Source organism: Solibacillus sp. FSL W8-0372 (assembly GCF_037969735.1).
Lineage (GTDB): Bacteria > Bacillota > Bacilli > Bacillales_A > Planococcaceae > Solibacillus > Solibacillus faecavium.
The window spans coordinates 2,462,070-2,475,718 of sequence record NZ_CP150204.1 but is presented as its reverse complement, the minus strand read 5'-3'; the positions used below and the strand labels follow the sequence as shown (position 1 = coordinate 2,475,718).

Below are 13,649 nucleotides of genomic sequence, written 5' to 3'. Positions count from 1 at the left end.
CTATTTCTCGTCAGCTGTTTTTTTTGTGTCTAATAATTGTTCCGCATCACTAATCGACATCGGTTTATAGAAATAGTAACCTTGACCAGCAGGACAGCCGAGTTGCTGAAGCATAGCCAGTTGTTCCTTAGTTTCAATACCTTCAGCAATCGCTCGCATTTTAATATTTTTTGCAAGTAGAATAATCGTTTGTACTATTGCATACATACCTGGTTCATCCATTGAGCTAACAAAGCTACGGTCAATTTTTATTTCAGAAAAAGGCAATTGAGGTAAATAGCTTAAGGAAGAAAAACCTACACCAAAATCATCGATGGAGCATTCAATACCAATTGCCTTTAATTGATCTAAAATATCCTTTGCTCTCTTGAAGTCGACTAATTCAATACTTTCTGTTACTTCGAGTTTAATAAATTGTGGTGGAACATGGAATTGGTTAAACGTATTCTGAATGTTTTCCAAAAATAGTGGATCATAAAAATGATCCGGAGAAATATTAAGGGATACAGGCAATATTCTTTTGCCCTTGTTCAGACGTTTTTGTAGCCAAATAAGTATATTTTTAAAGTTCAGTAGATCAATCTCTTTTATTTTTCCGGTTTCTTCAGCTATTGGAATATACTTATTTGGTGGAATGAAACCGAGTCTGCTTGAATTCCAACGGGACAGTGCCTCGAAACCTTCCACTTCAATCGTAGTAAAATTAATTTTTGGCTGTAAATATACTACAAATTCTTCGTGGTGTAGCGCATATGCCAATTGATTGATAATCTCCATTTCCTCTATCAGTTGCTTTGTACTGTTCTCTTCATAAACCTCAAAACTATTGCCGCTTCGGTTACGAGCTTTTGATAAGGCAATATCTGACTGATGGATAATTTGATCTACTGTCAACGATTGATCAAAAGTTGTATAGCCAATTTTTAATGTAATATAAGTTTCGTTATTATCAATTAAAAAAGGAATAAGGGTAAGTAGATCAATCTTTTGGTAATAAGTTGTGAAACCAATTTCTCCTTTTATCCCTAGAACTATGGAATTTGAGAATCGTGAAATGAGCACATCATCTACAGCTAAATACTCGCGTAATCGGTTGGCCAATTGACTTAATAGGTCAGCACCTGCGTTACGCCCATATAAATCCACGATTTTGTTAAATTCGGTAGGGTGGATAATTGCTACAAAACCTAATTCACCTGTATTTAACCATTCAGATAAGTGCGTTTTAAAAAAATGTATGTTAGGTAAAGAAGTCTCTGAATCATAAAAAGCTAAATGGCGCAATTGTATTTTCTGTTCTGCATATTTAATGGCAAGTTGAATAAGCAGCGTCAAACGATTTAAATAATTAATATCAATTTGTTTTAATTCCGTACTGTCCTGATTAAATAATGTTAAGATACCGCTAACTTCGTTTTGTGGTGTCAAAATCAACTTTGTCCAGGAACCTTTAATCGCATCCAATTCGTAATTTTCTGAAATATCGGTGTACAGTGGAGTAGCTGTAAAATCTTTTAAGTAAACAGCGCTCTTATTAAAGTTGGAATTTGGTGTAATCTCAAGAAGATCTAGTTTATTAATTACGTACTCTGGTAATTTATAAGAACCCATAGATTTAATCTCATAGTTCTTGTTATATAAATGAATCGTACAATAGACATCCCGAATATAAAATAGTTCAATTTTTTCCGAAATTAAATTCAAAATCGATTGCAGGTTATTCTCATTATCGATCGCTTGATATACTTCGTGTTCCAATTTATAAATCATTTTATTTAATGTTTCTTCTGTTGTATCTTCGCATGTTAATAAAACGTATTGAATGATCTTTTCATCATTCCTGATAGGATGAAGGGTAATCGAATTCCAAAAGGCAGAACCTTCTTTAGTGTAATGTAAAATTGTTAATTTTTTTGGAGAACCGGATTTTAAATGTAAATTTAAATCTTCAATTGTTTTTTCATTTGTTCTTTTGCCGTTTAAAATGTTGATATTTTGATTAATGACTTGTTTGTTTTCAAATGTAGTTAATTTTGAAAAATATGGATTTGCATGTAGAATGGGTAGATTCTCATCGTTAATGTCAATGATGAGCGTTCCTTTCGAAAGTTGGTTACTTAAGGTTTTTAACCAATTAAATAATCGATCTTTTGATAGGGGTATAGATTGATCAATTGTCATAATTACTTCCCCTTTTTAGTTATAAGATTTACTTAAAGTATAACAAATTTCCTATAAATAGAAAGTATAATTATTGTAATATATAAAAACTTTATTCTACTTGAGCCTTATTTCCTGTTTGAATAAAACAAATGGATGCAAAACAAAAAGAAACTAGTAATGGAAAATTACTAGTTTCTAGAATTAGGACTTTATTTTCTATTGTCCATTCTATTGGAGATATTCTCTTTTGCATCACCGATTTTTTCTTGTGCTTTACCTTTTACTTGGTCACGTTTTCCTTCAGCTTGTAGGGATGGGTCGTTTGTATTACGTCCGACTGACTCTTTTACTTCCCCTTTTAGTTTGTTGCCTGTACCTTTTATTTTATCTGAAAATCCATTTGACATAGTAAAACCTCCTAAAAGTATTTACATATGTCTATTTCCCTTAACATGAAAGAGTAAACAAAATATTAATTTTTCGTGTAGATCGTGTAGAAATTGAGAAGGGCTTCGGTGCCTTTTTGGTCAATAATTGTTTGTCTATTTTGAGACATAGTGACAGTTGTTTTTTCCTCATCAATCACACCATTTTGGAAAAACAAAATGACCTCAATTTTACTAATTTCAATTAATTGTTGTTTCTCGATTTCCGAGAAGTTTTCTTCTGCAAATAGCCCATTATCCTGCCATGTACCTGTTATTTTTAATTGTTGCTCGTTCCCGTTTTCGTCATAATACCATTGCACATCGCGTAATATAGTTTTAAATAAGTCGTTAATTGTAAAAGTCTGATTGTCGAACTCCATTTCAACTGCCCGGATGGAGTGCACATCAGTTGATATGGCAGTAGCGGCTTCATTTGCCTTAGAATTAATACCAGCTGCCGCCTGTTTAATATCACCAATCGTATCTCCACAACCCGCTAACAAAATTGCTGTAAATAAAAATAATATAGAACTTCTCATTAGAGTCCCTCCAATGTTGTCATTACTATCATTTTACTAAAATGTGTAAAAGGAAACGCATCATTTTTGTAGTAGAATGTGAAATATTTGCAACAGATTGTAATTAGAAATTGAAGAGGAATTTTGCTTGGAAATATAAATTTTTTATTTCAATATCTGTTCATGTATACAGTGCTTAAAGTTGGGTCACAATAGTTTATAAATGAATAGTATATCGAATAGGTAGTTTTGAAAAAAGTGGAAAGTGAGTGTTGGAGATGCGAATTGACGATGAGTTACTTGAAAAACTTGGTAGTTATTTTGTTTATCATGAAGTATATAACCGGTACGGTATTACATTTGAAACTTTTGTAGATCGTTGGACGAGAGGGATTCTTGAATTATAAAAATTAATTACACGTTCGTTCTTAATAATAGCGTATTCATTTTGAATGGACTTTAAAATACACTCCCTATTTAAGACTGGGTAGTGTATTTTTATTTTTGCTATCCTTTTTTGGAAATTATTATTACGATAGATTTATAAAAAGTCCAATACAAAGGAGCAATGATAATGAAAGTACGTGATATGGGCATTAAAATAGGGCAATTAAATACAGGCAATAAAAATTGCATTACGGATGTCGAAGGAGTAATGGTCGGTCATGTTACACTGGATTATCCAATAAATGATTCGGGAGATGCGGCATGTACAGGGGTAACCGCCATTTTACCGCATTCAGGAAATGTGTTTCGCGAAAAAGTAACGGCAGCAAGCTATGTATTAAATGGATATGGAAAAACAACTGGTCTAGTCCAAGTGGACGAACTAGGGGTTTTGGAATCTCCAATTATGCTCACAAACACTTTTGGTGTGGCAAACGTTACACAGGGCACACTCCAATATTTACTTGAAAATAATGAAGAAATTGGAGTAACGACCGGGACAGTGAACGTAGTAGTTGGTGAATGTAATGATAGTCATTTAAATTCAATTCGTCACTTTCCTGTGAAACCTGAGCATGCCATAGAGGTGATACATAGTGCTTCGAACAATCGTGCCGAAGAGGGCGCAATTGGGGCAGGGAAAGGAATGATGTGCTTTGGTCATAAAGGGGGCGTTGGCACTTCATCACGTATCGTAAATGATACTGATGAAAAGCAATATATGGTTGGCTGCCTCGTATTAAGTAATTTTGGAAAGGCAAACGAATTCTTGAAGGGACGCTACACCAATACTGCAAACAGCAGTGAACCGACAATGAGTCCGACTGACGGATCGATTATTATAATACTCGCAACAGATGCTCCTCTTAGCAGCCGCCAGCTAAAACGTGTAATTAAACGTTGCGGTATCGGATTAGGCCGTACAGGGAGCCATTTCTCAAACGGGAGTGGGGATATCGTAATAGGATTTACAACTGCGAGAAAAATCCAACATCATTACGATGATACTCTAGAAACACGCCAGCAATTACGCGATGACCTAGAAGTAATGAACTCATTATTCATGGCAGCGGCCGAAGCTACAGAAGAGGCGATACTTAATTCAATGTCACAAGCTGAAACAACAACTGGGAGAAATAATCATATAGTAAAAAAATTAATATTTTAATAAATATGCAATCTACATTGATTTGTCTTTCACATTATTATTCTGTGAAAGGCATTTTATTTTAAAAAAACAAATATAATGAGGAGAAATGTCAGGAAAAAGGTAATCTTCTTCTTTTGCACGATTAGTAAACTACTAGCAAATTTTCAAGAAAAAACTTTCACTATCGAAATATATGTGATATTTTAAATTTATACTTAGAAGTTTGAAAACTCTAAATTTTTAGATATTATTTTTGGGAAGTATTTTTCATATCGAAATTATTTTAGGAAATCATATGAAGTCCTACCAGGTAGGAGGTATCCACTAAGATATATTATTTATTTCCAATATTCATAAAGACTGCATCGGAAATGATTCCAGATTTACTGGAAAACGGGGAGCCTTTAGTGGAAATTAAACCGATAGCAAATAAATTGTATATTGAGCCGCAATATTTTTTGAAAGGTATTCCGGATAGCTTGAGTAAGCTATATTTGCGTCGGGAAGCTGCTAGTAAATTATTTAAAGCACTTCAACTTTTACCGGAAACGATGAGCTTTATTTTATACGATGGGTTTCGCCCACTACAAGTTCAGTCGTTTTTATATAACGACATTAAAAATAAAATAAGATTAAAACATCCACATTGGACGGCTGAACAACTTGAACTTGAGACGTTGAAGTATGTTGCATTTCCAAGCACGGAAAACAGTTCTCCTTCGCCGCACTTAACAGGTGGGGCAATTGATTTAACGTTAGGCGACGAGCAAGGACGTCCATTGGATTTAGGTACAGCATTTGATGCGACTGAAGAAAAATCGGCTACCGCTTATTTTGAAAAGCATCGTTCGGAAAATGAAGCAGCGCATATTAATCGGCGAATCTTGTTTCATTGCATGACACAAGCAGGATTTCAAAATTACGAAGAAGAGTGGTGGCATTATGATTATGGAAATAGAGCGTGGGCGCGAAAATTATATAAAGACCAATGTATGTACGGACCAATTATCGCCACTATTGAACAGAATGAACTAAAGGAGTATCAATTCAGATGAGAGTATATATAAGCGCAGATATCGAAGGAATTACAGGGACGACTGTTTGGAGTGAAACAGAACTAAACACATCCGACTATGCACAATTTCAGCAGCAAATGACAAAAGAAGTGCTTGCTGCGATAGAGGGTGCAACTGCCGGGGGTGCGACTGAAATATTACTGAAAGATGCACATGATTCTGGTCGGAATATTTTAATTGAAAACTTACCGGAAAATGTAAAAATAATTCGCGGTTGGACACAAGAGCCGATGTGTATGGTCGCTGGACTGGATGAAAGCTTTGACCGTGCCATTTTTATCGGGTATCACAGTGAGGGCGGAAGTGAAAAAAACCCGCTTGCCCATACGTTAAGCTTATTGGCAGATGTCAAAATCAACGGTGAATATGCAAGTGAGTTTCTAATTAATACATATGCCGCAGCACTACATGGCGTGCCAGTAGCATTTGTAAGTGGCGATAAAGCATTAACAGAGCACATCGCCCGCTATAATGACGAGATCGTAACGTTTGCAACAAAAGAGGGAATTGGTCATGCAACGATTAGTGTAAGTCCACAAACGACATTAAAAGAAACGAAAAGACTGATTGAAGTAGCAATGAAGATTGAACGCAGTAAGCTTCAAATCGAATTACCTCAACAGTTTAATGTGGAGATTATATATAAAGACCATATAAAAGCATATCGTAATTCATTTTATCCCGGCGCAAAATTTAAGGCGCACAATACCGTGCAGTTTGAAACGACAGATTATTTTGAGGTACTTCGACTGCTGCAGTTTTTAACATAAGGTGGATGGTTTATGAAAATTACAAAAGTTGATGTTGGCTTAGTTGAAGCACCCCTTATTACACCTTTTAAAACAGCATTGCGCACTGTATATAATATACAAAACATCGTCGTAACTATATATACGGACAATGGATATATTGGAATTGGGGAAGCAGCACCAACGCATGTTATTACAGGAGAATCACTTCAATCAATTCGCTATGCGATTGAAGAAGTGATTGCGCCACTCATTATTGGAATCGAAATTGATGAGATCGCACTCCTTTGTGATCGGATCGATAAATGTATGTATCAAAATACGAGTGCAAAGGCAGCTGTTGAAATCGCCCTATACGACTTATGGGCAAAAAAATACGATGCACCCTTGTATAAATTGCTCGGTGGCTATCGAAGTAAGATTACGACAGATATTACAATCAGTGTGAATGACGAGGAAGAGATGGTGAAGGATAGCTTAGAGGCTATTAAACGTGGTTTTTCCATTTTAAAAGTTAAAGTAGGGAAAAATCCACATAGTGATGTTAATAGTATATTAGCTATTCGAAATGCTGTCGGTCCAGACGTCGTGTTACGTGTCGATGCGAACCAAGGATGGACACCGAAAGAAGCTGTTAAAATTATCGGTCAGCTAGAAGATCGCGGTGCTGATATGGAACTGGTTGAACAGCCTGTTCATTATAGTGATATTTCCGGAATGCAATACGTAACGAATCAAACGTATACGAATATTTTAGCAGACGAAAGTGTGTTTTCTCCTAAGCAAGCAATCGAAGTGATTGAGAAGCGTGCTGCGGATTTAATAAATATTAAACTGATGAAAACTGGTGGTATTTCAAAAGCACAGCAAATTAATGCTATTGCAGAAGCCAATGGGGTGGAATGTATGATTGGCTGTATGCTAGAGACAAAAATCAGTGTGAGCGCCGCAGCACATTTTGCAGCAGCAAACAAAAATGTCACGATGGTGGATTTAGACGGACCGAGCTTATGTGTTAAGGATCCTATCGAAGGGGGACCGTTCTTTGAAGGAGAAAACATTCAAATGAGCGATGCTTCAGGAATTGGATTTTTAATAGAGGCTTTTATAGCCAATAAAAAAACACTATAGGTATAAAAAGGAAATAGCCTTATTCGACTAAAGGAATCCCATCGATATTTTTCGAGAAAATAATAGGGAAACGGGGAGGAGATAGTTTGAATGAACGCAGTAGTGAAGGTAATGATAGCCAATATCCACAAAAGTACAGATATAAATACGGAGTTAACCGATGAAGCGTTATATGGGATGCCAGTTGAAGTGTTAGAAGATATTGATGATACTTGGGTGAAAATTCGAACGTTTTATCGCTATGAAGGCTATACATTAAAAACGAATTTACACATGGAAAGTGAAGATATCCTTACGTGGATTGATGCTAATTATGTTGTAATTCAAAACTTTGCCGATGTACTGACAAGGCCGAAAATTCAAAGCAGTAAAATTATTACGTTAACACTCGGTGCGTTTATTCAAGTTTTGAAGGAAGCAGATTTGGATCCTGCCTGGACAAAGGTACGGTTAGTAACAGGTGAAGTTGGTTATGTCCGTTCCCAATGGATTCAAAAGCGTGTGAAAGTATATACGACAAATGAATTGGCTTTCCGTGAGCAAGTTGTTCAGGACGCGTTTCGATATATCGGTACACCATATCGTTGGGGCGGGAAATCTCCTCTAGGCATCGACTGTTCAGGTCTTGTATCTATGGCATATATGTTGAATGGTGCATACATTTACCGGGATGCAAAAATATTGGATGGCTTCCCAATTCGCAAAATCGAAAAAGCTGAACTAAAGCTTGGCGATCTAATTATGTTCCCTGGCCACGTAGCAATGTATATCGGCGAAGACTTGTATATACATTCTTCTCTAGGTGGCAATGAAGTGAACGTCAATAGTTTAAACCCACAGCATTCAGAGTACCGCGAAGACTTGGCCACGACGATTACTGAATATGGGAGTATATTTTAAAAATAAGAGGCGAGTTAAAAGTATCTGCTTTTAACTCGCCTCTAAACATGTGATGTATTTTAAAAGTTCTTTTGAATCCATTCGTTTGCTTCTGTCCAATTATAAACACGAATAACGTTATTCGGTACGCTCAATTGGTTGTACGGGGTATCAAAAAGAATTACAGGGATTTTTAGTTCCTCGGCAATTTCCACAGCATTATCATGTTTATCCTCGAAAAAGGCCTCTACGCGATGCTTTTTTGCCACTTCTATTTTGTTGTGACTACCGATACATTCGATATGATCATAAGGTACTTTATAGTTTTCAAACCATTTTTTTGTGATATCGAAAACATTTTCCCCACGTGCCGAAATATAATAAAGTTCATATTGTTTTTGCCATGCTGACAAAATACGATGCGCATCGGCAGCCAGTTCACTCACTTCATACAGGCGAGGTTCATTTTCTTGAAACCAGGCCTGAAATTGAGCTCGATCGACTGGATATGGAAATCCGCTTAAAAAATCATATTCCGTTACATCCTGTAGCGTCATATTAATATTGTATTGTTTATTAATATGTGGAATTAATGTGGCAGGACATGTAACTGTCCCGTCAATATCAATACCGAATCGATGCTTTAAGTTTGTCATTTCCATTGCTCCATTCTTTTACACGCTGGCATTTGCTTCTGCTTCACGCTTTGCAACCATTTCAGCAGCTAATTTATCGATTTCTTTTTTCAGTTCTTCCACCATTGTTTCTTCTGGTACTTTACGAACTGTTTTACCTTTCATAAATAAAAGTCCTTCGCCACGTGCACCGGCAATACCGATATCCGCTTCACGAGCTTCACCAGGGCCGTTAACAGCACAGCCAAGTACAGCTACTTTTAAAGGAACACTCAATTTAGAAATATATTCTTCCACTTCATTGGCAATCGAGATTAAGTCGATTTCAATACGACCACAAGTCGGACATGAAATTAATGTTGCCATATTTGAAGCTAAACCAAATGATTTTAATAATTCACGCGCAACTTTAATTTCTTCAACAGGATCAGCTGATAAAGAAATACGTAAAGTATTACCAATACCTTTAGATAAAATCGCGCCTAATCCAGCAGCGGATTTTACTGTTCCGGCAAATAATGTACCAGACTCAGTAATGCCTAAGTGTAGTGGGTAGTTAAATGCTTTCGAAGCTTTTTCATACGCTTCGATCGCAAGGTTAACGTCAGACGCTTTCATTGATACGATTATGTCATGGAAATCTAAGTCTTCTAGAATTTTGATATGGTGTAACGCAGATTCAACCATACCATCTGCAGTAGGGTAGCCGTACTTTTCAAGAATATGACGCTCTAAAGAACCGGCATTTACACCAATACGAATTGGAATTCCTTTTGCTTTAGCAGCATTTACTACGGCTTCTACTTTTTCGCGACGACCAATATTACCCGGGTTGATTCGAACTTTATCAATACCACCTTCAATGGCTTTTAATGCTAATTTATAATCAAAGTGTATATCCGCAACTAAAGGTATATTGATTTGTTTTTTTATTTCCGGTATTGCATCAGCTGCACGCTCATCCGGTACTGCTATACGTACGATCTGACATCCAGCTTCTTCTAAACGTTTAATTTCAGCAACAGTTGCTTCGACATCATGTGTTTTTGTCGTACACATACTTTGTATTATGACTTCGTTATTCCCACCAATTGTTAAGTTACCGACACGTACAGGACGCGTTTTCGTACGGTGAACGATTTCACTCATGAAAAATTCTCTCCTTCTCAGGCTTGTTAATGTTGTTATATCACCTAAATGATATAACGATATGTAAGCCGTCACTGTTCCTTATTTTATCAGTGTATGAAAAGAAGAACAAGGAAGAAACGTTAAGAATTCAATTTGTGCAATTTTCTTTCGCATGAGAGATGATTGGAACGAATACCGTATCACCCGGAACTAGTGGCTGTAGGTTCAAATGTGGGTTCAATTTATAGAAATGTGCAAGTCGTTCAGGGAAAGTTGTTTTTACGGGAGAGGGCGTTGCTGAGAATAGGCTGTAAATTGTATCGCCTTGTTGGATTTTTACGACAACATAGCTTTCTTGCGGTATTTCATCACACGACGGTATGGAAGAAGCATAAAAGGATGCTAAGGGCAGAGAGCCTTCTTGTAAATCTACTTTAATGACAAAAGCAATTAATAAAAGCACTATGGAAGCTATTAAAAAGCGCAAAAAAATCCTCCTTATCTCTACAATTTAACTCACAAAAACAAGTTGTTAAACTATATGATTCATAAGGAGAATTTATTATTTTTCGATCGGATATTTCGTTAGGGCAATTATAATAAACAGCATTGTAATAAATATACTAATTAAGGTAGCAACTGTAGGGGAAATGGGGAATAGGTTACCGAACATCGTTATAAATGTTCCCCAAGTACTGGCAAATACAGCTGTCCGCCATACTTGTCGATATTCTCCGCGACGCTTCATCGGTTTAATAAAGAACTGTCCTGCAAGCGCAAATAGACTTACTTTAACAAAATAGATTGAAGTATTTAAAACGAATAAAAAAATAATAGCAATAGGGTAAACAATCCATTGCACATCCTGGGCATACTGTTCGATTTCAGAATAACTGAAAATTTCGTCCGTTCCGCCATTAATAAACTGACCGAAAGAAAATGCCGTTACTAGCGCAATCATTAAAAAGGCATATTGCATTACTTTTCCTATTGAAAGAATTCGATAAGGTCCTAATTTTTTAGGGTTAGTTAAGCTATGAATAAATAGTTGCATGTGAGAAATTTTCATATGTATGAGGCTCCTTTAAACAGTAGTTTAACATGAACAAAACGTTATTTGAACTTGATAAAGTAAAATTGAATCTTTTCGTTATTTTTTTCGTATAATTTGTGAATATACTTTTAAAAGGATGTGAACATATGGATATCATTGCATGGGTGCTTATTATAGCTTTATTTGTCATCGCTTTTATTGGTTTAGTATATCCGATCATACCCTCTGTCATATTTTTACTAGGAGGGTTCATTGTTTATGGTTTATTTTACGGCTTCAGTGAATTGCCTTGGTGGTTTTGGTTAATTGAACTATTATTTGTAGCTTTATTATTTGTCGCTGATACGATTTCCAATTTAGTGGGAGTTAAAAAATTTGGTGGCTCTAAAGCAGGGATGTGGGGGAGCACAATCGGTCTTTTAATAGGACCATTCGTCATTCCATTCGCTGGTATTATTGCGGGACCCTTTATCGGAGCTGTTATTGGAGAGCTGATTGTTACACGCAGTAATTTACAGCAGGCCATTCAAGTAGGTATTGGCTCTGTAGTAGGATTTTTAACTTCTGTTGTTACAAAAGGGATTATACAAGTAGTCATGATTGTATTATTTATTATTGCGATTTAAGGAAGAGCAAATATTTGTAAATACGAACTTATATCGCTTACACTAGTAATGAAAAGGTTACAGACAAAGGTGAAGCAAGAAATAGATGGTTTCGGTCAAAAGGCTGAAATGTTATTATTACGGTTTTTTTGATTGAATGACGAATCATTTTTTGATAACCTAGTATTGTAATCAACATTAATTATATGTTCCAGGGAGGAATAAAAACATGGCTTTCAAATTACCAGAATTAACTTACGCTTACGATGCATTAGAACCACATATCGATGCAAAAACAATGGAAATTCACCATTCTAAACACCACAACACTTACGTAACAAACTTAAACGCAGCAGTAGAAGGTACTGAATTCGCTGATAAAGACATCAACGAGTTAATCGCTAACATCGATGCTTTACCAGCTGACAAACAAACTGCTGTACGTAACAACGGTGGCGGACATGCTAACCACACATTATTCTGGGAATTAATCGCTCCAGGCGGTTCAAACACTCCAGTAGGCGAAGTTGCTAAAGCAATCGACGCTAAATTCGGTTCATTCGACGCTTTCAAAGAAGAGTTCGCTAAAGCTGCAACAACTCGTTTCGGTTCAGGCTGGGCTTGGTTAATCGTTGAAGGTGACGGTGTAGCTGTTACTTCAACTCCAAACCAAGACTCTCCAGTAATGGAAGGTAAAACACCAATCCTAGGCTTAGACGTTTGGGAGCACGCTTACTACTTAAACTACCAAAACCGTCGTCCAGACTACATCGGTGCATTCTGGAACGTAGTGAACTGGGACGTAGTAGAAGCAAAATTCCAAGCAGCTAAATAATTAAATTTGACCACTCAAATTTAATTATTACTGCACCGAAAGCAAAGCGACAGGTGCAGTAATATTCTAGAAATTTACGCATGGGAAGAATTAATCTTCCCATGTGTTTTTTATTTTTCTCTCTCAAATTAGTTAACTTTTTATTTTCTTCTGCAATACCTCTCTTAAACGATGAAAGTCATAAATATATTGATTCAACGTTTCCGGTAATAGAATATAATTTTCTTTATGCCACTGAAGGAGTAATCCGATGATGGAGTTTGCAGTATAGCTTGCTAAATATTCAAGCTGCTGTTTGGACATATGTTCCGTCTCTTCAGTATGTGATTCCAAAACGAACGAGCGAATCGTCTCTAACAATTTATGATAATAAAGCATCGGTGTTTTTTCATCAAAAACAATGCGGTAAAATGCTTCGTATTTTTTGACGTGGTGAAAAATTTGAATCATTTCAGGAGTTAGCCTGGCTAAATTATCTTTTGTAATGTCATATGGAAAATCATAAGAAAATTTTAAGTCTTTCACAATTTCGTTAAAATAGCGTTCGAATACACCGTGGACATTTTTATAATGCAAATAGAATGTTCCTCGGTTAATTTCGGCAATACGGCATAATTCTGCAACCGAAATATTTTCTAAAGACTTTTGATTTAATAGTATTATTAATGCCTTTTGTAGATTGTCATGTGTTTTCTTTACACGTAAATCCATAATATTTTCCCCTTTAATGAACATAAATTTCAAAAAGTGTTGAATAATAAACTAAACTTCATATAACTGTCGTTTGTGCGTTTTTTTTCTTTCAATTATAATTTTTATTGAACAGATGTACAATAACTTGAATTTTA

At 35.9% G+C, this 13,649-nt stretch carries 16 protein-coding genes; 8 read left to right on the top strand and 8 right to left on the bottom strand.

The window, feature by feature from the left end; all coding sequences use genetic code 11:
• From MKY13_RS12605 to MKY13_RS12595, 3 genes are all read right to left on the bottom strand, one after another.
• On the bottom strand, nt 1-2,181 hold the full coding sequence (locus MKY13_RS12605; protein WP_339213077.1) for an EAL domain-containing protein: 2,181 nt from the start codon (nt 2,179-2,181) through the stop codon (nt 1-3).
• 191 nt (nt 2,182-2,372) lie between these two features.
• Nucleotides 2,373-2,570 carry a CsbD family protein gene (locus MKY13_RS12600; RefSeq protein WP_339213075.1) on the bottom strand — a complete coding sequence of 66 codons (198 nt, stop codon included), beginning with the start codon at nt 2,568-2,570 and terminating at the stop codon, nt 2,373-2,375.
• A gap of 65 nt (nt 2,571-2,635) precedes the next feature.
• Entirely contained in the window at nt 2,636-3,130 is a 495-nt protein-coding gene (locus MKY13_RS12595) for a 23S rRNA methyltransferase (protein ID WP_339213073.1), read from the bottom strand.
• A gap of 257 nt (nt 3,131-3,387) precedes the next feature.
• On the opposite strand from MKY13_RS12595, the gene MKY13_RS12590 reads away from it, so the two are divergent.
• From MKY13_RS12590 to MKY13_RS12565, 6 genes are all read left to right on the top strand, one after another.
• Nucleotides 3,388-3,516 (top strand): hypothetical protein, encoded by a 129-nt coding sequence (locus MKY13_RS12590; RefSeq protein WP_263617074.1) that lies wholly within the window; start codon nt 3,388-3,390, stop codon nt 3,514-3,516.
• A 161-nt stretch (nt 3,517-3,677) separates the two neighbouring features.
• Nucleotides 3,678-4,724 carry a P1 family peptidase gene (locus MKY13_RS12585; RefSeq protein WP_191700264.1) on the top strand — a complete coding sequence of 349 codons (1,047 nt, stop codon included), beginning with the start codon at nt 3,678-3,680 and terminating at the stop codon, nt 4,722-4,724.
• Nucleotides 4,725-5,077: 353 nt separating this feature from the next.
• Nucleotides 5,078-5,761, top strand: coding sequence for a M15 family metallopeptidase (locus MKY13_RS12580; protein WP_191700263.1), 684 nt, complete (start codon nt 5,078-5,080; stop codon nt 5,759-5,761).
• Nucleotides 5,758-6,552: a M55 family metallopeptidase gene (locus MKY13_RS12575; RefSeq protein ID WP_191700262.1), complete on the top strand. Its 795-nt coding sequence runs from the start codon at nt 5,758-5,760 to the stop codon at nt 6,550-6,552. The genes MKY13_RS12580 and MKY13_RS12575 overlap by 4 nt, the downstream gene beginning before the upstream one ends.
• 12 nt (nt 6,553-6,564) lie before the next feature.
• A complete protein-coding gene (locus tag MKY13_RS12570; protein WP_191700261.1) occupies nt 6,565-7,662 on the top strand; it encodes a dipeptide epimerase in 1,098 nt (365 codons plus the stop codon).
• A gap of 90 nt (nt 7,663-7,752) precedes the next feature.
• A complete protein-coding gene (locus MKY13_RS12565) occupies nt 7,753-8,562 on the top strand; it encodes an SH3 domain-containing C40 family peptidase (RefSeq protein WP_339213070.1) in 810 nt (269 codons plus the stop codon).
• 59 nt (nt 8,563-8,621) lie between these two features.
• On the opposite strand, the gene MKY13_RS12560 is transcribed toward MKY13_RS12565, so the two are convergent.
• The 4 genes from MKY13_RS12560 to MKY13_RS12545 form a co-directional block, all read right to left on the bottom strand.
• Nucleotides 8,622-9,197 carry a hypothetical protein gene (locus MKY13_RS12560; protein WP_191700259.1) on the bottom strand — a complete coding sequence of 192 codons (576 nt, stop codon included), beginning with the start codon at nt 9,195-9,197 and terminating at the stop codon, nt 8,622-8,624.
• Between the two features lie 18 nt (nt 9,198-9,215).
• Nucleotides 9,216-10,325 (bottom strand): flavodoxin-dependent (E)-4-hydroxy-3-methylbut-2-enyl-diphosphate synthase, encoded by a 1,110-nt coding sequence (gene ispG, locus MKY13_RS12555; protein WP_191700258.1) that lies wholly within the window; start codon nt 10,323-10,325, stop codon nt 9,216-9,218.
• 130 nt (nt 10,326-10,455) lie between these two features.
• Nucleotides 10,456-10,794: a hypothetical protein gene (locus MKY13_RS12550; protein ID WP_191700257.1), complete on the bottom strand. Its 339-nt coding sequence runs from the start codon at nt 10,792-10,794 to the stop codon at nt 10,456-10,458.
• A gap of 75 nt (nt 10,795-10,869) precedes the next feature.
• Nucleotides 10,870-11,376, bottom strand: a complete 507-nt coding sequence (locus MKY13_RS12545) for a DUF1189 family protein (protein WP_191700256.1) — start codon at nt 11,374-11,376, stop codon at nt 10,870-10,872.
• Nucleotides 11,377-11,507: 131 nt separating this feature from the next.
• Here MKY13_RS12545 and MKY13_RS12540 point away from each other — a divergent pair, with 131 nt between their 5' ends.
• Together MKY13_RS12540 and MKY13_RS12535 are read left to right on the top strand one after the other, a co-directional pair.
• On the top strand, nt 11,508-11,987 hold the full coding sequence (locus MKY13_RS12540) for a DUF456 family protein (protein WP_191700255.1): 480 nt from the start codon (nt 11,508-11,510) through the stop codon (nt 11,985-11,987).
• 208 nt (nt 11,988-12,195) lie between these two features.
• Complete coding sequence (locus MKY13_RS12535) at nt 12,196-12,801, top strand: superoxide dismutase (protein ID WP_339213066.1); 606 nt, start codon at nt 12,196-12,198, stop codon at nt 12,799-12,801.
• Between the two features lie 132 nt (nt 12,802-12,933).
• Here MKY13_RS12535 and MKY13_RS12530 read toward each other — a convergent pair whose 3' ends face one another.
• Nucleotides 12,934-13,512: a TetR-like C-terminal domain-containing protein gene (locus MKY13_RS12530; protein ID WP_339213064.1), complete on the bottom strand. Its 579-nt coding sequence runs from the start codon at nt 13,510-13,512 to the stop codon at nt 12,934-12,936.
• Nucleotides 13,513-13,649 lie beyond the last annotated feature (137 nt).